The following is a 17,586-nucleotide window of genomic DNA, read 5'->3' on the forward strand; positions in this document are numbered from 1 at the left end:
TTTGACCGTAGAATCCGCAGGCCCGGTGCGACAGGCGGATTTCCTTACGGAACCGGGACGTTTGCCACCGGCCTAGCTATGGTCCCCGCGCAAGGGCGCGGTAGCGAACTCGCGCATTCCGTCCTCGAAACCTTGCGCGGGGATCCAACCGAGCTCTGCCTGGGCCCGGGCGGAGCTCGCGGTGATATGCCGGACGTCGCCTAGCCGGAAACCGCCGGTGGCCACAGGTTCGGGAGCCCCGCTCACGGAACTCAAGATGGCCGCCACCTGCCCAATGGTGTGGACTTCAGAGGCGCCGATGTTGTACGCCCGAAGGCTGCCCGAGGCCATCCGGCCCCCTGCCAACGCGTCAATGGCCAACAGATTCGCCTCGGCAACGTCCCGGACATGGACGAAACTGCGGCGTTGGCCGCCATCCTCGAACACCCGCACGGCTTCGCCGCGGGCCAGGGCGGAGCGGAACAGGCTGGCTACGCCCGCGTAGGGGGTGTTTTTGGGCATGCGGGGGCCATAGACGTTGTGGTAGCGGAGGGCGACGGCGGTGCCTCCGGTTGCGCGCGCCCATGCGGAAGCCAGGTTTTCCTGTGCCACTTTGGAGGCGGCATAGACGTTCCGCGGATCCATGGCCGCGTCTTCGCTGACCAGCGCCGGCAGGAGCAGCTCGCCCGTGGCAGGGTCGCGGGGATCGAATATTCCGTGCTCCAGATCCTCCACCAGGCGCGGGCCAGGGCGCACCAGCCTGCCCGCAGCGTCGGTGTAGGCGCCCTCGCCGTACACCACCATGGACGAAGCCAGGACGAGCTTGCCAACACCTGCGGATGCCATGCCTGACAGGAGCACGGCTGTGGCCAGGTCATTGTTGCGGATGTAGTCCGGCGCGTCGGAGAAGTCGACGCCGAGACCCACTTTGGCGCTCTGGTGCACGACGACGTCGACTTCCGCGAGCGCTTCTGCCACGGCGGCTGGGTCTCCGACATCGCCCGCCGTCAGGTGCGCCCCGGGAATTCCTTGCGGCCGATCGGGGTGTACTGCCGGATCCAGTGAATCCAGGATCCGGACCTCCCAGCCGCGTGCCACGGCTGCCTCCACAATGTGGCTGCCGATGAAACCGGCCCCGCCCGTGACCAATAGCCTCACGGCGCTGTTCGCCCCGTGCCGGGGAGGACGGGGCCGTCGCCGGCGGGGCCGGCGGTGCCCATCACGGTGGCCACCGCGGCAGGCGGCATGGGAGCCATCCGCCACGGCCCGTCGTCGTCCGCTGGATCGGCGCCAGTGATCGCCTCGGACACCGTCCGCACCGCGTCGGACAACACCGCGAGGATCCGCGGTTGCGCCCCCGCCAGCCGGCCCAGCACCAGTTCCGCCGTGACTGGTTCGGAGCCATCGTGCCCGGTGTCGGCATCGGTAATGAATGCCAGCGCGGCGAAGTGCATGTTCAATTCAGCCGCGAGCATGGGTTCCGGGTATTGGGTCATGCTGATCAGATGTGCGCCTGCCTGGACCAGGGCCGCGGCCTCAGCCTTGGTGGAGAATCGCGGACCGTTGATCACGGCCACGGTGCCCGCCCCGGCGAAGTCTTCCCCGTGCCGCTGCAGGGACGAGATGAGCGCTGCGCGCAACGGGGCGCTGTAGGGCTCGGCGGCGGGAAGGTGCTGCACCCCGGTGGGCGACGAGCCGTCGTAGAAGGTGTCGGCCCGTCCCCAGGTCTTATCCAGGACCTGGTCGGGTACGGCAAAAGTGCCGGTTCCGTGGCTGGAAACCAGTCCGCCCACGGCCGCGGAGGAGATGACGGCCTCCACGCCGAGGCTCTTGAGGGCCCAGAGGTTGGCGCGGTAGTTGATCTGCTGTGGTGAAACGCTGTGCCCGCGGCCGTGCCGGCTCAGGAATGCGACCACCGGGCCGCCGTCGCCGTCATCGCCGCCGGGGCCGTCCGGCGCGGCGAGGCCGTCCGGCGCGGCGAGCCGGGCGACCGTCACGGCACTGGAAGGAGGCCCGAACGGCGTCGGGATGTCCAGCGTGTCGAGCATGACGGCCCCGGGCAGCCTGTACAGGCCGGTGCCGCCTATGATGGCGATCCGTGAGCGGGGTGCTGCGGTGTCTTCCGGGAGCAATGACATGACCCCATCATGCCAATGCAGGCCCGCGCCGTCGCGGGTGGAATCCTTACGTGTCCGGAACGCGTACTGGTGCGAATCGCCCTAGCCGTCGCGGTCGATGTGCAGGTAACTGAGTCCGCTCACATCGAGCCAGTATCGCGTGGGCGTCTCCACGAGGCGGAGCAGTACGCCCTCGCAGGAAGCGCAGCGCACAACGATTCCCGGCGCGTCGACGTAGACCATCGTTTCAGCGAAGACGCGGACCGCTCCGCAGTGCTTGCAGCGTCCGATCGCGGCGACGATATCGAAGCGGAAGAGTTCCCAGAGCGGTCCGGCGAGCGCGTTTCCGTCCAGGTGGGGTATCGCATTGCCAGTGGTTCCCGCGATGTCCTGATCCGCGAAGCCCGGATCCATTGCGCCCGGAGAATCGGGCCCATTGTTGCCATTCACCCGGTTCCTCCTGTTCCGCCGAAGCGCTCGGTCTTGATCGACCCGGCGGGATATCCCGCTTGCACGAGCCATTCCGCGACCGTTTCCACGAAGACGGTCTGGCCGCAGACGAAGACGTCCGGGGCACGGTCCTTCGGCAAAATGTTGGCCAGCAGGGTTTCCGCCGTGAGCCGTTGCGGGGCAGCCGGCCAACCCTCCGGGACCTTGCGTGTGTATACGTAGTCGATGGTGAGCTTGCCGGATTGCCGGGCCAAGGTGAGGAGTTCTTCCCGATAGAACCCCGCTTCGGGTGACTTGAGCGAATAGAGCAGCCGGAACTGCGCAGGATTCTCCGAAGCGTGGTGCGCGCGGATCATCGACATGAGCGGCACCACCCCGGATCCTCCGGCAATCAGTTGAACCGGGTTCGTATCCGTTGGTTTCCAGACGAACCAGCCACCCACAGGTCCGCGGATCTCCAGATGGTCTCCGACGGCCAGTTCCCTGACCAGATAGGGGGAGACTTCTCCGTTGGCCAATTCGTCAACGGTGATCTCCAAGGTTTCGTCCATGCTTGCCCGCGCCACGGAGTACGAGCGGACGGCCGAATACCCGTCGTCTGCGGTGAGGCGGATGTCGATGTGCTGTCCGGCGAGGTTGCCGTTAAGGCCGGCTGCCCGGAGCCCGATGGTCCGGGCGGTATCCGTTTCGGGCATGCTGCTGACGACGTCGGCCACGCGCCATTGCGTGCTCATCGTGCGCACCTCATGAGTAGCGCTCCTCGCGCCACGGGTCGCCGTGGAGGTGGTAGCCGTTGGATTCCCAGAAACCAGGAACATCATCCTGGGTCAACTCGATGCCGTTGATCCACTTTGCGCTCTTCCAAAAGTACAAATGCGGCACCAGGAGTCGGGCGGGTCCGCCGTGGACGCGATCAAGCGGCTCGCCGTCGAACTCCCAGGCCACCCATGCCCTGCCGCCCAGAAGGTCCGCCAGGGGGACGTTGGTTGTGTATCCGCCGTAGGAGTGGGCCATCGTGAACCTGCAGCTTGTTTCCACGTTTTCAAAAAGGGAATCCAGGGACACTCCGCGCCACGTGGTGCCCAGCTTGGACCAGCTGGTTACGCAATGGATGTCCGTATGGATGTCGGTTTGGGGCAATGCCATGAAAGCGTCCCAGGACCACGCATGGCGCTGCCCTGCCTCAGTGGTGATGAAGAATTCCCAGCGGTCAGGGGCGATCCGGGGAGCGGGGCCTGCGGTGAGGACCGGGAAGCTGCCGGTCTCGTATTGGCCCGGCGGCAACGCCGGATTGCCGCTCTGCCGTCTTCCATGAAATCCAGAAGAGATGATGCCCACCATGTACCTCCGATGCGGAGACTCACGCCGGCCGTGCCCGGTTCCCCCACGATAGGCCAACGGCCGGGCGCGGTCTAGGTGCCTGGCAAAGCCTGACCGGGTCACGGCCGCTGCAGTAGCTTGGTAAGTGTCGTGCACGCTTTCGCGCAGTCACGGATCCGCACCAAGCCAATGGCCTCGGAGGCCACATGAACACCACTCCTCGCGTCAGTGTGCAGGACCTTCACAGGGCAGCAGCCGAGGTCCTCCGGCTCAACGATCTGGGCACCATGACCACTGCGGCGCCCAATCTGTACCCCCATATGTGGAGCTGGGACGCCGCCTTCGTAGCTATTGGACTGGCGCGGATCAATGTCCCACGCGCCATCACGGAACTCCGGACCCTGCTGGCCGCGCAGTGGTCCACGGGAATGATCCCGCACATCGTCTTCAGCGAGAACAGCACCGACTACTTTCCAGGTTTTGACCGTTGGGGCACGGAGTCCGCCCGCGCACGTCCTTCCGGCATCAAGAGCAGCGGCATTTGCCAGCCTCCCGTCCATGCGATCGCCCTGCGTCATATCCTGGACCGGGGGCGGGCGAACGGCGGCGCCGACCAGGAAGCGGCAGAGACCTTCCTCGCCGAATCCTTCGACGGCTGGCTCGCGTGGCACCGGTGGCTGGCCACCGTGCGTGACCCGGACGCCGCAGGGCTGATTGAAATCCATCACGGTTGGGAGTCCGGATTCGATAATTCCCCGCGCTGGGATGGGCCCTACGCCCGCGTCCAGGCCGGTACCGTCCCTGCCTTCACGCGGCGTGACACCCTGCATGTTGCAGACACGGGCGAACGGCCCGACGACAGCGAATACACCAAGTATCTGTGGCTCGTTCAGCAGATGGCTTCCGTGGAGTACGACGACGAGGCCGTGCGGAACGTCGTCGACTTCCGGGTGCGGGACGTCTTCTTTTCCGCGATCATGGCTGCTGCCAGCGATGTCCTCGCCGCTCTGGGCGAGGAGATCGGGCGCAGTTCCGACGCCGGGGAGCTGCGGGATTTCGCGCGGCGCTTCCGCGACGGGGTGGCGTCGACGATTGATCCCCTGAGCGGCCTTGCCCGCGACTACGACATCCTGGCCAAGGAGTGGATCTCGACCGAGACCGTTTCCGGATTTGCCCCGCTGGTGTCCGGAGGCGGGGAGCCGTTGCTCGCGGCGCAAAGGAAGCTCCTTCTCGGGCCGGACTGGATGGGGCATCCCGGGCTGCGGTTTCCTCTCCCGCCGTCCACCTCGCCGTCCAGTGGTGCCTTCCGACCCCGGACCTATTGGCGCGGCCCCGTCTGGCCCTTCCTGAATCTCCTCCTTGGTTGGGCCGCGCACCGTGACGGGCAAAACGAGATCTACCAAGCGCTCAAGGCCGCGTCACTCGATCAGTTAGCCGACCTCCAGTTCGGCGAATACTACGAACCCTTCACCGGAGAACCGCTCGGGAGCCTGAATCAGGCGTGGACAGCCGCCGCCTGCCTCGAATGGATCGGGCCGGATTGGCAGGTGCGGACCGCATAAGGAAGGGAACGACGGCCTCACCAACCGCCGCGCGTGGGTGTGTGTCCTTTCCGGGCATCGTCGGGCATTGCCATTTCGGCCCGCAAGCCAAGGAGCCGGATCGGACGGCCGGCCTCGATTCCGGCTGCGAGGTCCATGGCCCGCGCGAGGATTTCGTTCCGGTCGGATGTCTCCGGAATCTTCTTCCCCTGGGTCGTGGTCAGGAACGGCGCGTACCGGACCTTCAGGGTCAGTCCAATGACGGCCCGTCCTTCGGCCTCGACGTCCTCAAGGACATGCGCTGTCAGCTCGCGCACAGCATCCTCCACTTGGACCGGGTCGATCAGGTCGTGCTGGAAGGTGGTCTCCCGGCTATGTCCGCGGGCAACCCACGGGGTGTCATCCACAACGCTGGCGCCGTCGCCTCGTCCGAGCTGCGCATACCACGGACCCATCTTGGGGCCGAACTCCGGGACCAGGTCCTGGGGATTGGACGCGGCGAGTTCGGCGACGGTGCTGATGCCGAGTTTGGCCAGCCTGGCGGACACCCTGGCGCCGACGCCCCACAGGTCCTTGGTGGGCCGGCTGCCCATGACGTCGAGCCAGTTCCCGGCGGTGAGGCGGAAGACGCCGGCCGGCTTGCCGAACCCGGTGGCGACCTTGGCCCGGACCAGGGTGTCGCCGATGCCCACGCTGCAATGGAGTTCCGTTCGCGCCAGCACGGCGGCCTGAACGCGGTGGGCGTAGGCTTCCGGATCCTCCGTCTCAACGCCTACAAAGGCTTCATCCCAGCCCAGCACCTGCACGGTGGCGCCGGGCTGCGCGCGCAGGGTGGCCATGACCGCTTCAGATGCCGCGAGGTAAGCCTCGTGATCGACGGGCAGGATCACGGCGTCGGGCACTTTCCGGGCCGCAATGCGCAGGGGCATCCCGGAACCCACACCGAACGCCCTGGCTTCGTAGGACGCCGTCGACACCACAGCCCTTTCCGTGGGGTCGCCCCGGCCGCCGACAATGATCGGCTTGCCGGCAAGCTCCGGCCGCCGGAGCACCTCGACGGCCGCGATGAACTGGTCGAGATCAACGTGCAGTACCCACGGGATTCCGCTCACGGCACTAGTCTGCCGTAAACGTCCCTGCCAAGCATCGGATTCCGCCCGGCTTGAGTTCTGTTGCTTGCGGTCCTATCTCAGTAGTCCCGCTCGTCGAAGAGAAGCGCCAGGCAGTCGGTGTAGTGGGTCATTGCGTCTGCGAAAGTGAGAAGTTGGAGTCCGCCGCCTGCGCCAGCCTTTTCGGTACCAGCATCGTCGGGGCGGCAGAGAAGCGGCTCGCAACTCGTTCCGTTCGCGGTGAGGGTTGCTATTCCCCACGGATGGCTGGGATCGGTGACTGCGATGCCTGCTGCGTCGAAGGTGTCGCGGAGGACGTATCTTGTGACTGTCCTCCATGACTGCAGGAACTGGGGCTGCAGCTGTTCAATGAGCTCGTCGTCGTTGCTCCCGTAAGCGCGCTCGAGGTCTGTCGATAGTTCGTCCCATTCCTCGGCGTCGCGGACCATGAGGTGTCCGGCCCGGAGACGGGCAATCGTTTCGTTCATCGTCATGGTCAGTCCCCAAACTTCGTGTGTGTGTCTTTCCCGCCTCCGAAAGAAGGTCATCAACGAAGAGAACGGACGGGAACCCGGCATGATTCCCGCGCGCGAACCGGCGGCCTGGAGATCCTTCCGATTTTGCTCGTGATGAGGTCCCCCTGTTGCCTCATTGCAATACCTCCGGGAAGAGTAATACGTTGCCTCATTTGAAAACCTCCGGATGGGTGGTTTCGTTGCCTCGGTGAAGTGCCTCCGCGAGGCCTAGTGGTTCCAGGCGCGGTTGAAGGGTTTGAGGGGTGCTGGTTTCTTGGCCAAGGCCAGTGTTTCCAGTTGCCCGGTGAGCGCCAGGATCTGGCGTGAGAGGGCTCCGGGCTTGATGCGTTTGAAGGCGGCGTTCATCTGGATGACCGGGCGTTTGTGCATCCGTTCATGCCGGATCGCGCGTTGGTGGGGTGTGGCGGGGGCGTCGTGTTTCTTGGTGACTTTCGCGCCGTGCCGCTGCTTGAAGAGTAGCTTCTGCTGGGGCAGCAGGTAGTTGGTGAGGACACGGTCCAGCTCCCAGATCTCGTTGAGTTTGGCCAGTTCCGCGGGGGTGTCGTAGCGCAGGTAGCCGACCAGTTCCCGGACCCTGGCCCAGTTCTTCTGCTCCACGTGGGCTCCGTCGTTTTTGTTGCCGGGCCGGGAGCGGGTGAAGGTGATCTCGTGCGCGTGGCAGTAGGCCAGCAGATGCTCGTTGATGAACTCGGAACCGTTGTCTGAATCGATGCCGATGATGGGGAACGGGAACACGGCAGTGACGTGTTCGAGGGCCTCGAAGACCCATTTGGCGGCCTTGTTCCGCACCGACCGGTTCACGGTCCAGCCCGTGGCGATGTCCGTCACCGTCAGGGTGCAGCAGAACTCCCCGAAGCTGTTGCCTCCTTCGTGGCCCACCAGGTCGATCTCCACGAACCCCGGGACGGCGTCATCCCACTCGGCCCAGGTGCGGACCGGGATCTGGGATTTGAGCAGCGTGCCCGGCTTGGTATGGGACCTTCCCCGCGGGAAAAGTTTTGCCCGTTCGCCGGCGAGTTTCCGGTCGATCGTCGCTGCGCTCATCCGCATCAGCAGTCCGGCCTGTTCATCGGTCAGCTCAAGCTCCCGGTCCCGGCGCAGCAGCGGCACCAGGACAGGCAGCATCGGGGCCAGCAGCCTGCCGGCAGGGGCGCGCAGCACGGCCCAGCACTTGATGAGGGCCGGCAGCAGATCGGGCCCGTACACCGGGGTCCTGCCCGGGCGTGGTCTGACGATCTTCAACACCAGGGCATCCCGCAACGCCGCCCGGGCGTAGTCGCGGTGCCACCCGGTCAGCTCGACCAGTTCGTTCAGGATCCGGGACTTCCCTGCACGATCAGCACCCTTATAGGCGAGGGCCTTCTTCTTCGTCACAGCTTGCCGCTGGGCCATCGTTAGCTCCATGAAAACGGGCATAGCCCCCAACCGCCGCCACACCTGCGAACCACGCCGCTACGCGGAGGTTTTCAAATGAGGCAACGTATCCGGCTACGCGGAGGTTTTCAATGAGTCAACGCGGTCCCTTGAACCCCCGACCGCTCCGGGGATAGCATGGCCGCCACCGGACCCGTCCGTCCCGGGCCTTGCGGCCGGGCGGGACCGACGTCGATCAACTTCGAGGAGGAGGCGTGGGCGAGACAACTGCGGCTGCGTCCTCAGCGGAGCTGATGGTCGACCTGATCATCTCCCTGGACGGGTATGCCTCGGCCGTGGGATGGCCCGGCTGGTGGGGCCTGGAGGGGCCGGAATACCTTGACTGGCTTCAGCAGGAGGGGGAGAAGGGCTACACCTTCCTTCTCGGGGCGAACACCTACCGGCTGATGTCCAGGATGTCCGAGGAGGCGGCGGCCGCGAGCTCGGGATTCTCCGATGATGAGGGGGCTACCCTCACCGGCCTTGCCGCCGTGCCGAAGGTCGTCTTCTCGTCCACGTTGCAGGCGCCCCTGACGTGGCCGAACTCGGAGCTTGTCACCGGGGACGCGGTCCGGGCTGTGGCGGAGATGAAGCGGACCCGGACAGGACCCTTGAGCACTCTGGGGAGCGTCAGCTTGTGCCGGTCACTGCTGAGCGCCGGACTCGTGGACAGGTTCCGGCTGGTCGTCTTCCCCGTGATCACAGGCAGCACCGGTCGGGAGCGGATCTACGACGGCTATCCGGACGTTTCGCTCGAAATGGTGGAGAGCAAGACCTTCGATGGTCGGCTCCAGCTGCTCGAGTATGTCCCCACAGTACTCAGCGGTCCGCCGGGCAGCGGCGCGGTGTGAGCCAATGCGACGGGAAGCGGAGGTGAGTTCGACGATCTTGGTGACGGGTGGTACCGGCACGCTTGGCCGGCTCGTGGCTTCGCGCTTGCGGGATGCGGAGGACGTCGTGGCAGGATCCGGGATCCCCTTCAGTACACTCCGCGCAACCCAGTTCTTCGAACTGACGCTGCTGACTGCGCGCGCTATGGCGAAGCTTCCCGTCATTCCCGTGCCGAAGGGCTTCCGGTTCCAGCCGGTGGACGCTGGCGAGGTCGCGGACCGGCTCGTGGAACTCGCCCTCAATGAGCCGGCCGGCCTGGTGCCCGATCTTGCCGGGCCGCTCTGCTATCCAATGCGAGACCTCATCCGCTCCTATCTCTCCGCGGCCGGTCAGCGACGCCTTCTCGTTCCCGTTCACATGCCGGGGAAGGCCGCCAAGGCGATCAGGGAGGGTGCAAACCTGTCCGAGGAAATGGCCGTCGGGCGGAAGACCTGGGATGAGTTCCTCACTCAACGGGTGCCCGGTGTGGTCGGGAGGTGACGCGGCGGATTCAGTGCGGGGCGGCATGCCTGGCCCGCGCCGCCGGTTCAACGAAGTCCACGGCATACGGTTTGGTGGCGGAGCGCTGCAGCGGAGGTCGTAAGCGCACCTGATAGGCGCCGTTTCGGAACTTGTAGCGGGGATCCATCTGGATCACCAGGAGCGGCTCCTGGCGGGAAGCATCCACCCGCAGCAGCATTCCGTGCCGTCGACCATCGACGAGCAGCGGGGTGGCCGGCTCGACGGCGGTTCCCTTGAGGAGCTCTTGATATTTTGGCCCCGCCGCCAAGAACAGGACTCCGTGGGAGAACCCGACGACGCGTAACGGGATGACCTGGTCAGGCTGCCGGGTGGGTTGGGGATGTCTTGCGTGTTCGTGCACGGGTGGCTCCGTGGCCGAATTCACGGATCGATCGCATTCCGGGCACCTGGTCCGCATCCCGACGTCGGCCAAAAGGGTCACAAGCAAGCCTCGGGGGGCGCTGCTCCATTTCTCGGCGACGACGCGGCACCACGCCGGGTGGTACTCCTTTTCGTATTTCATGACATAGACCTGATCTTCGCCGAGGAGGGGCTTGCCCTCCCGCCGGGTGGCCGGCTCGACAGGCTTGAGGGCGCCGAGGCCTTTGGCATCTGCGCGCCCCGCGTCACTGCCCTTGAGGTACGTGCGGATCCAGGGACTGAATGATCGTTTTGGGCTGGGAATTGCGGGGCCTTCCTGTGCGGAGGGAATGCGTTCTTCCCTCATTACCCCCTACATAGCTTGATGGCTTTTCGTGCGACTCGCCAGTCCGGCCGCCCGCCGTTCCCCTTGACTTTTCCCTTGGGGGAAGGTGCGAAGGTGGAGGGCACGGCAGGCTTCCAGTCGGGGTGACAGCGAAGGGGACGGAGCGCAGGAGTAGTCCGGCATCACAGACCGGGCCATTCAATAGGGGGAAAAGCATGGCAAAAACCAAGGAAGTCACCGACGCGTCCTTCGACGCCGAGGTGATGAAGTCACCCAAACCCGTCGTCGTGGAATTCTGGGCGGGCTGGTCTGGACCCTGCACCAGGCTCTTCCCGGTCCTGGAACAGCTCGCGGTGGAATACGCCGACAAAATCGATGTCGTCAAAGTCAACGTCGACGAGAATCCCGAAACCGCGGTTGCCTTCGGGATTAGCTCTGTTCCGTCGGTGTTCCTGTTCAAGGACGGCGAACGCAGAATCTCCGTGATCGGGGTGGGGGCGAAGAGGTACTTCGAAATGGAGTTCGCTGAATACTTGCGCTAGTCCGCCTTCACCCCATGAACGCCTTCCCCTACAGTGGAGGTCAACGGGGGAAGACGAGGTGCATGGTGCGAATCGGTGAAGCTGCCCAGGCGGCGGGTATGACCAGCAAGGCCTTGAGATTCTATGAAGAGCACGGGTTGCTGCCTGCGGCGAAGCGCACTGCCAGCGGATACCGCGATTACCCGGACGAAACCGTCAATCGGCTCGACTTCATCCGCCGTGGGCGCGCCGCAGGACTGGCACTCGCGCAGATTCGTGAAATCCTGCTTTTGCGCGACGCAGGCCGCTCCCCTTGTACCCATGTTCGCGACCTTCTGGCCGGGCAGTTGGCCGACCTCGACGCGCAGATCGCCGACCTCGTCGCGCTGCGCACCACCGTCGCCGGATACCACGCTGCCGCGGCTGCCGCGGATCCGGAGGCGTGCGACGCCGATAGGATCTGCAGCTACCTCTGACGACCGCATCACTACTGACGCGCCTATCATTGTCTCAGGGGTGCCGCCACTGCTTCGCGGAGGATGAAAATGAGCCCTGACTCACAGCCGAATTGGCGCGACCACGGAGTCAAAGTCATTCCAGGTTCGCAGCTCGATCCGAACACACCCCAAACCCCTGGCATGGCGAGAGCCGCGGCAATCACGCATGCCCGGGCGGGAGCCAACAAGCTGTGGGCGGGCACCGTCACCATTGATGCCGATGCCAAGACCGGGGCCCACCATCACGGGGAACTGCAAAGCGTCATCTACGTCGTCAGCGGCCGGGCACGCATGCGGTGGGGAGACAGCCTGGAGTTCGTCGCCGACGCCGGGCCGGGCGACTTCATATTCGTTCCGCCGTTCGTACCCCATCAGGAGATCAACGCAAGCCAGACCGAGGCTCTCAATTGCGTCCTTGTCCGCAGCGGCCAGGACCCAATAGTCATCAACCTGGATATCGAGTCCGCTGAGCCACCGGAAATAGTCCGGTGGATCGATCCCCTTCACCCTGCGCCCTGAATCGACACATATTGGTGAGTGCAGTGAAGCGATTCCCCGTGACCCTGCTGGCCGCGGCCCTGTGGTTGGGCGGATGCGCCGGTCCGGGAGGTCCGGACGCGGGGCATACCGGCGTTGTCACCGGCATTGTCCTGACCGCCCCGGCATGTCCCGTCGAACGTGTCGGTCAGGAGTGTCCGCCGCGCCCCGTCTCGGGCGCCGCGGTTGTCGCCTTGGACGGGGACGCTGTCCGAGGCTCCAGACGGACCGACGGCACTGGTTCCTTCCATCTCACGCTGCCTGACGGTCGTTACGTGATCAAGGCGAGCAACATCGGCGGTTACCTTTCGACGGCGACCCAGACGGTGGTCATCTCGCAGATCCCCGTTCATGTCACGCTGGTTGTCGACAGCGGGATTCGCTAAGCGAGCTACTCGGCGGACGGCCGTTTTCGTTGTTGTTTCGTCGCCGCCCGGTGTTCCTTTGCGACCCGGTGCCGGCGCTTCGAGCTCCGGGTGGGTTTGCTCGCCCGTCGGGCAGCCGCTTCGGGAGCAAGACCCTCCGCCACGAGGCTCGAGAGCTTGGCCAGTGCGATTTCGCGATTCCGCAACTGGGACCGTTGCTCGGAGGCGGCCAGGGTGATCACCCCGGCAACGAGACGGGGTCCAAGACGCGTGACCAGCAGCAGCCGTTGGTCATCGGAAAGCGCTGCCGAGTCGGCGACATTCCATGACAGTTCGACGCGGCTGTCCGAGGTGTTGACGTGTTGACCGCCAGGCCCTGACGAGCGGGAGAACCGCCAGCCGAGTTCCGACGTCGGAATCGTGAGCGCGGGCGACACTTCGAGATCCATGCTGCAAGCGTTTCACGATATGGGCGGGAACACCCGCCCCGCTGCTTCTCAGCTTCCGGAGGCCTTCGCCGCTTTGATCGCGGCTTTGGCAGCCTGCTTGTTGGCGCGAACTTTTCTCAGCGACTCCGGATCCACGATGTCGGCGACAGAAAGAAAAGCGCTCTCCTGGCCGTAGGCGCCGGCAGCCTCGCGCCAACCTTGTGCCTGGAGTCCGCGCTGCTTCCCGAGCAGTGCCAGGAAGATTTTTGCCTTTTGCTCTCCGAAGCCGGGCAATTCCTTCAACCTGCGGAGCACCTCCTGGCCGTCCGGGTTGTCCTGGGTCCAGATGGCAGTGGCGTCTCCATTCCAATCGCGCTGAACGGTCGCGGCGAGATCCTGGACGCGGCCGGCCATCGAGCCGGGGAAACGGTGGACGGACGGACGCTCCTTGAAGACCTCAACGAAACCTGCAGGGTCATATTCGGCGATTGCGGCAGGGGACATGGATCCGATGCGCGTCCGGATCTTTTCGGGTCCGGCGAAGGCAGACTCCATGGTCACCTGTTGGTCTAGCAGCATGCCGATGAGAAGTGCGAACGCGTCATCGCTGAGCAGCTGGTCGGCGGCGGGGTCGCCGGTAATGTGCAGTTCCATGCGCCCATCCTCCCACCTTGATTAGTCCCGCGGGAGCGGGTGCCTGACGTTCCTAGGATCCGGAGGGCCATGCGCAGGAGCCGGTTTCTGCCCTAGTGTCGATGAGGAGACCAGCAAGCCCTATCGAAGGAGTACCGATGAGAATTGCAGTGACGGGTGGAAGCGGAAAACTGGGCCGGCACGTGGTGCGCCGGCTGAGCGGGGACGGCCACCAGGTGTTGAACCTGGACCGTGCGGGCGAAAGGAGTCCGGGCCTGGCGATCGTCGACCTGCGTGACTATGGCCAGGTGCTGGATGTGTTCCTGGGCCTGGACGACCGGCACAGCGGCTTCGACGCCGTCGTGCATCTGGGGGCCATCCCAGCACCCGGCATCGTCCCGGATGTCGCGACATTCGAGAACAACATGCTCTCGACGTACAACGTGTTCCAAGCGGCCCGCCGGGCCGGGATCAAGAAGATTGTCTACGCCTCAAGCGAGACGGTGCTGGGACTGCCGTTCGACGTCGACCCTCCCTATATCCCGGTGGATGAGGAATACCCGGCGCGGCCCGAAAGCACCTATTCGCTCGTAAAGCACCTCGAAGAGCAGATGGCCATCGAGTTGACGCGCTGGGACCCTGGGCTGAGTATCGTGGGGCTCCGGTTCTCCAATGTCATGGACGTGGAAGACTACGAACGGTTCCCGTCCTTCGACGCCGACGCGAGGCTGCGTAAATGGAACCTATGGGGTTACATCGACGGCCGGGACGGCGCGCAGGCCGTGGCCCGGGCCCTTGAATACGGCAAGCCCGGATTCGAGGCGTTCATCGTGGCGAACGCGGACACCGTCATGAGCCGGTCCAGTGCCAGCCTGGCTGCGGAGGTGTTCCCTGATGTGAAGGTGGTCAAGGACCTGGAAGAGCACGAGACCATGCTCTCCATCGACAAGGCCAAGCGCTTGCTCGGGTTCGAGCCCGAACACACGTGGCGCACCTATCATTCGAACCGCACTACCCCCGTCGAGGATTGAGGAGCAGCATGCTATACCGCACTTTGGGCAACAGCGGCGCCGTGGTTTCGAACTACGCGCTGGGAACCATGACTTTCGGAGCCGAGGCAACGGAGGAAACGTCCCGCGCCATCCTGGACAGCTACGTCGAGGCGGGAGGCAACTTCATCGACACCGCCGATGTCTACAGCGCCGGCGCATCGGAGGAGATCATCGGCCGCTGGCTGGCCGAGCGGCCCGACGCGCGGGACCGCGTGGTGCTGGCCACCAAGGGCCGCTTCCCCATGGGGACGGCACCGAATGACGTCGGCACCTCCCGCCGCCACCTCACCCGGGCGTTGGACGATTCGCTGCGCCGTTTGGGCGTGGAGCAGATCGACCTCTACCAAATGCACGCGTGGGACCCCATTACGCCGTTGGAGGAGACGCTGCGTTTCCTGCACGACTCCGTGAGCAGCGGCAAGATCGCGTACTACGGTTTTTCCAACTTCCTGGGGTGGCAGTTGACCAAGGCCGTCCACGTGGCCAAGGCCTTTGGCTGGAGCGCGCCGGTGACGTTGCAGCCCCAGTACAGCCTGCTCGTCCGCGAAATCGAATCGGAAATCGTCCCGGCGTCGTTGGATGCCGGCATCGGGCTGCTGCCGTGGTCGCCGTTGGGTGGCGGATGGCTCTCCGGTAAGTACAAGCGCGACGTGCCGCCCACCGGGGCCACCCGCCTGGGTGAAAACCCGGAACGTGGCATGGAGGCATGGCAGGCCCGCAACGACGACCCCCGCACCTGGGACGTCATCGGGACAGTGGAAAAGATCGCAGCGGATCATGGCGTCAGTGCTTCCCAGGTTGCACTCGCGTGGTTGGCGGACCGGCCCGCCGTGACCTCCGTGATCCTCGGCGCCCGCACCACGGAACAGCTCGCGGACAACCTGGCCGCGGCAGACCTGGAACTCAGCTCCGAGGAAACAAGCCGGCTCACGGAGGCCAGCCAACCGCGCGTCGGCGTCTATCCGTATGGTCCGATGGCGCAGAACCAGCGCAGCCGGAAGATCGAGGGCGGCCGGTAACGCACAGCGCCGGGCGCCCGGTCCCGTGCCGGGCGTCGTAGACATCCGACGTCGATTGCCCACAACGCGGGACAGGCGTTGAATGTGGCTATGGTCGACTGGGTATTGCTCTCCAACCTCGGCACCGCGCTTGGCACGACTGTTCTCGCCGTCGCGACGTTCATCTCCACGAGATCGGCCAACCGATCTGCACGGCTGGCCGAGCGCGCCCTGCTGAATGGATTGCGCCCCATCCTGTTGCCCTCCAACTGGTCTGACGCGCCCCAGAAGGTGCGGTTCATGGAAGGCAAGTGGATGGTGGTGCGCGGGGGCCATGCCGCTCTCGAGATCAGCGACAACGCTGTGTACCTGCTGATGTCGGTGCGCAATGCCGGCGCGGGCGTGGCGATCCTGCACGGCTGGCACCTTCCACCGGACTCCAGGGCTCCGTTGTCGCCGGTGGGGGAGTTCCACCGGCTGACCCGGGACATCTACGTGCCAGCCAATGACGCCGGATTCTGCCAGGTCGCGATCCGGGACCCGGAGTCGGCCGACTTCCGCAACGCCACCGCGGGAGCGGCTGGCGAGGGCTTCGCCGTCGACGTGCTCTACGGAGACGCCGAGGGCTCGCAGCGCGTTGTCTCCCGTTTCTTCATCACCCCGGGACCCGCGGGCGCAGGCCACGACGACGACGTCGACTGGCTGCTGATGGTCTCGCGCCACTGGAACCTGGACCTGCCGGCGCCGCGTGGCTGAGCCCGGAGCCTCCCGTCGGGGCGGGATTTGCTCCCGGTTCGACGCCGGTAGGCACACCTAACCGGCTTCGCCCTGAATGCGGTCCTTCACGCTTTGGGGCATGGTCGAGCATGCGTCGTTGTCGGAGCGCTGGTCGGCATGGCTGTCCGCAGTGTCCGAGATGCCGATCGTCCCAACGGCTCCTTGCCATCCGCCCAAGCCAACGAGCTGCCGGGGGACCCAGACATTCGCGGCCCCGTTCACAAGGTTCCACACGGCGGGGTCGACGCCCGCGCCCAGGTAGATGCCTCCCTTGGGATCCCGCTTGACCAGATCCGGCAGCGGAAGGACGCCCATCAGCTGCGCGGATTGATAGTCGGTCATATTCCACGGCGGTGTTCCGAAGTAGTACCAGCTGGCGGCGCAGACGCCATACAGATGGGGGCCGAACTGCGCATAGTTCAGGTACAGCTCCAAGGTGCGCTGAGGGCTCAAGGTGTAGCTGAACTGGGTTGCCAGGACAGCTTCAATGCCCTTCCGCACGGCGTTTTGGTCGTCCCAGAGGAAGATGTTCTTGACTAGCTGCTGGGGGATCGTGGAACCGCTCGGGTCGGGCTTTCCTTGGAAATATGCCTGGGCCCTCGCCTGGAGGTCGCCGAGGTCGAAGGCCCCGCTGCGGGTGCCGAGCTGTTCGTCTTCGTGGGCGATGGTCGCGGCCAGCAAGTGCCGGCTCATGTGGTTGATCGAGACGAACTGGTAGACGTTGGGTTCACCCGCCTCCAGCATGTATGCGGTGCGCGCCGGCGTCACGCCCATGCTGAACATGAAGGCGATGATTTGGACCAGGACCAGCGGGGTGATCAGGGCCAGCAAGAGCTTGCGGCGCCATTTCCGTTTGGATCGCTTGGCCTTCTTGCCGTTTGCAGGGGCCGGCGGTTGGGCTTGATCAGGCTCCGTCACGGGCCGCTTCAACGGGTCCTGCACGGCTCCCTCCGGCTCCATGGCGACAGGCACGGGGTAGCTGGTGACTTTGGCCCGCGCCTGATGAGTGCGGCCCGCTGAAGGACGGCGCCCTGGCTGCGGACGCCGAGGCGAGGTCGGTGGTGTTGGATTGTCCATCGGTCTGCTTTCGCTTCTCGTCCCGCACGGAACCCCTGAAAGGGGTTGAGGATGGCACGAAAGTCTACCGGGCCTTGCTGCTTGTTCAGTTCAGCCAGGCGCGCTCAGCCGGGTAAGAGCAGTCCTCGCCGACGGCCC

At 65.2% G+C, this 17,586-nt stretch carries 22 protein-coding genes; 10 read left to right on the forward strand and 12 right to left on the reverse strand.

Annotation, left to right across the window (positions count from 1 at the left end):
- Window positions 1-72: 72 nt before the first annotated feature.
- The 5 genes from OIT41_RS09690 to OIT41_RS09710 all read right to left on the reverse strand — a co-directional run bounded on the left by OIT41_RS09690 (window position 73) and on the right by OIT41_RS09710 (window position 3,884).
- On the reverse strand, window positions 73-1,137 hold the full coding sequence (locus OIT41_RS09690) for an NAD-dependent epimerase/dehydratase family protein (protein WP_241708476.1): 1,065 nt from the start codon (window positions 1,135-1,137) through the stop codon (window positions 73-75).
- On the reverse strand, window positions 1,134-2,117 hold the full coding sequence (locus tag OIT41_RS09695; protein WP_241708477.1) for an MTAP family purine nucleoside phosphorylase: 984 nt from the start codon (window positions 2,115-2,117) through the stop codon (window positions 1,134-1,136). The genes OIT41_RS09690 and OIT41_RS09695 overlap by 4 nt, the downstream gene beginning before the upstream one ends.
- Before the next feature lie 81 nt (window positions 2,118-2,198).
- The gene (locus OIT41_RS09700) at window positions 2,199-2,546 is read right to left on the reverse strand and encodes a DUF6510 family protein (RefSeq protein WP_241708478.1); all 348 of its coding nucleotides are present in this window, start codon (window positions 2,544-2,546) and stop codon (window positions 2,199-2,201) included.
- Window positions 2,543-3,280, reverse strand: coding sequence for a ferredoxin reductase (locus OIT41_RS09705; RefSeq protein WP_241708479.1), 738 nt, complete (start codon window positions 3,278-3,280; stop codon window positions 2,543-2,545). The genes OIT41_RS09700 and OIT41_RS09705 overlap by 4 nt, the downstream gene beginning before the upstream one ends.
- Before the next feature lie 10 nt (window positions 3,281-3,290).
- The gene (locus OIT41_RS09710) at window positions 3,291-3,884 is read right to left on the reverse strand and encodes a sulfite oxidase-like oxidoreductase (RefSeq protein WP_241708490.1); all 594 of its coding nucleotides are present in this window, start codon (window positions 3,882-3,884) and stop codon (window positions 3,291-3,293) included.
- 188 nt (window positions 3,885-4,072) lie between these two features.
- On the opposite strand from OIT41_RS09710, the gene ggh reads away from it, so the two are divergent.
- The gene (ggh, locus tag OIT41_RS09715; RefSeq protein ID WP_241708480.1) at window positions 4,073-5,428 is read left to right on the forward strand and encodes a glucosylglycerate hydrolase; all 1,356 of its coding nucleotides are present in this window, start codon (window positions 4,073-4,075) and stop codon (window positions 5,426-5,428) included.
- A gap of 17 nt (window positions 5,429-5,445) precedes the next feature.
- Here the strand turns inward: ggh and OIT41_RS09720 are convergent, their stop codons facing one another.
- From OIT41_RS09720 to OIT41_RS09730, 3 genes are all read right to left on the reverse strand, one after another.
- Window positions 5,446-6,519, reverse strand: coding sequence for a DNA polymerase IV (locus OIT41_RS09720; protein ID WP_241708481.1), 1,074 nt, complete (start codon window positions 6,517-6,519; stop codon window positions 5,446-5,448).
- Window positions 6,520-6,596: 77 nt separating this feature from the next.
- On the reverse strand, window positions 6,597-7,010 hold the full coding sequence (locus tag OIT41_RS09725; protein WP_241708482.1) for a hypothetical protein: 414 nt from the start codon (window positions 7,008-7,010) through the stop codon (window positions 6,597-6,599).
- A 249-nt stretch (window positions 7,011-7,259) separates the two neighbouring features.
- Complete coding sequence (locus OIT41_RS09730) at window positions 7,260-8,444, reverse strand: integrase catalytic domain-containing protein (RefSeq protein WP_264637414.1); 1,185 nt, start codon at window positions 8,442-8,444, stop codon at window positions 7,260-7,262.
- A gap of 275 nt (window positions 8,445-8,719) precedes the next feature.
- Here OIT41_RS09730 and OIT41_RS09735 point away from each other — a divergent pair, with 275 nt between their 5' ends.
- Together OIT41_RS09735 and OIT41_RS09740 are read left to right on the forward strand one after the other, a co-directional pair.
- Entirely contained in the window at window positions 8,720-9,316 is a 597-nt protein-coding gene (locus OIT41_RS09735) for a dihydrofolate reductase family protein (protein ID WP_241708712.1), read from the forward strand.
- A gap of 22 nt (window positions 9,317-9,338) precedes the next feature.
- Entirely contained in the window at window positions 9,339-9,836 is a 498-nt protein-coding gene (locus OIT41_RS09740) for an SDR family oxidoreductase (RefSeq protein ID WP_264637867.1), read from the forward strand.
- A 10-nt stretch (window positions 9,837-9,846) separates the two neighbouring features.
- Here the strand turns inward: OIT41_RS09740 and OIT41_RS09745 are convergent, their stop codons facing one another.
- Window positions 9,847-10,584, reverse strand: a complete 738-nt coding sequence (locus OIT41_RS09745) for a hypothetical protein (protein ID WP_264637868.1) — start codon at window positions 10,582-10,584, stop codon at window positions 9,847-9,849.
- A 194-nt stretch (window positions 10,585-10,778) separates the two neighbouring features.
- Between OIT41_RS09745 and trxA the strand changes: the two genes are divergently transcribed.
- The 4 genes from trxA (at window position 10,779) to OIT41_RS09765 (ending at window position 12,504) form a co-directional block, all read left to right on the forward strand.
- The gene (trxA, locus tag OIT41_RS09750; protein WP_264637869.1) at window positions 10,779-11,105 is read left to right on the forward strand and encodes a thioredoxin; all 327 of its coding nucleotides are present in this window, start codon (window positions 10,779-10,781) and stop codon (window positions 11,103-11,105) included.
- A gap of 62 nt (window positions 11,106-11,167) precedes the next feature.
- Window positions 11,168-11,560 carry a heavy metal-responsive transcriptional regulator gene (locus tag OIT41_RS09755; protein WP_264637870.1) on the forward strand — a complete coding sequence of 131 codons (393 nt, stop codon included), beginning with the start codon at window positions 11,168-11,170 and terminating at the stop codon, window positions 11,558-11,560.
- A 69-nt stretch (window positions 11,561-11,629) separates the two neighbouring features.
- On the forward strand, window positions 11,630-12,100 hold the full coding sequence (locus tag OIT41_RS09760; protein WP_264637871.1) for a cupin domain-containing protein: 471 nt from the start codon (window positions 11,630-11,632) through the stop codon (window positions 12,098-12,100).
- Between the two features lie 23 nt (window positions 12,101-12,123).
- Entirely contained in the window at window positions 12,124-12,504 is a 381-nt protein-coding gene (locus OIT41_RS09765) for a carboxypeptidase-like regulatory domain-containing protein (protein ID WP_264637872.1), read from the forward strand.
- 5 nt (window positions 12,505-12,509) lie between these two features.
- On the opposite strand, the gene arfB is transcribed toward OIT41_RS09765, so the two are convergent.
- Window positions 12,510-12,932: an alternative ribosome rescue aminoacyl-tRNA hydrolase ArfB gene (arfB, locus tag OIT41_RS09770; RefSeq protein WP_264637873.1), complete on the reverse strand. Its 423-nt coding sequence runs from the start codon at window positions 12,930-12,932 to the stop codon at window positions 12,510-12,512.
- 48 nt (window positions 12,933-12,980) lie between these two features.
- Window positions 12,981-13,565 (reverse strand): HhH-GPD-type base excision DNA repair protein, encoded by a 585-nt coding sequence (locus tag OIT41_RS09775; protein ID WP_078105204.1) that lies wholly within the window; start codon window positions 13,563-13,565, stop codon window positions 12,981-12,983.
- A gap of 137 nt (window positions 13,566-13,702) precedes the next feature.
- Between OIT41_RS09775 and OIT41_RS09780 the strand changes: the two genes are divergently transcribed.
- The 3 genes from OIT41_RS09780 to OIT41_RS09790 all read left to right on the forward strand — a co-directional run bounded on the left by OIT41_RS09780 (window position 13,703) and on the right by OIT41_RS09790 (window position 16,350).
- Window positions 13,703-14,575 carry an NAD-dependent epimerase/dehydratase family protein gene (locus tag OIT41_RS09780; protein ID WP_264637874.1) on the forward strand — a complete coding sequence of 291 codons (873 nt, stop codon included), beginning with the start codon at window positions 13,703-13,705 and terminating at the stop codon, window positions 14,573-14,575.
- An 8-nt stretch (window positions 14,576-14,583) separates the two neighbouring features.
- A complete protein-coding gene (locus OIT41_RS09785) occupies window positions 14,584-15,615 on the forward strand; it encodes an aldo/keto reductase (protein WP_264637875.1) in 1,032 nt (343 codons plus the stop codon).
- An 84-nt stretch (window positions 15,616-15,699) separates the two neighbouring features.
- Window positions 15,700-16,350: a hypothetical protein gene (locus OIT41_RS09790; RefSeq protein ID WP_264637876.1), complete on the forward strand. Its 651-nt coding sequence runs from the start codon at window positions 15,700-15,702 to the stop codon at window positions 16,348-16,350.
- 57 nt (window positions 16,351-16,407) lie between these two features.
- Here OIT41_RS09790 and OIT41_RS09795 read toward each other — a convergent pair whose 3' ends face one another.
- On the reverse strand, window positions 16,408-17,289 hold the full coding sequence (locus tag OIT41_RS09795; protein WP_264637877.1) for a transglycosylase domain-containing protein: 882 nt from the start codon (window positions 17,287-17,289) through the stop codon (window positions 16,408-16,410).
- Window positions 17,290-17,586: the final 297 nt, after the last annotated feature.

This window comes from Arthrobacter sp. YA7-1, from assembly GCF_025960325.1.
Lineage (GTDB): Bacteria > Actinomycetota > Actinomycetes > Actinomycetales > Micrococcaceae > Arthrobacter > Arthrobacter bambusae_A.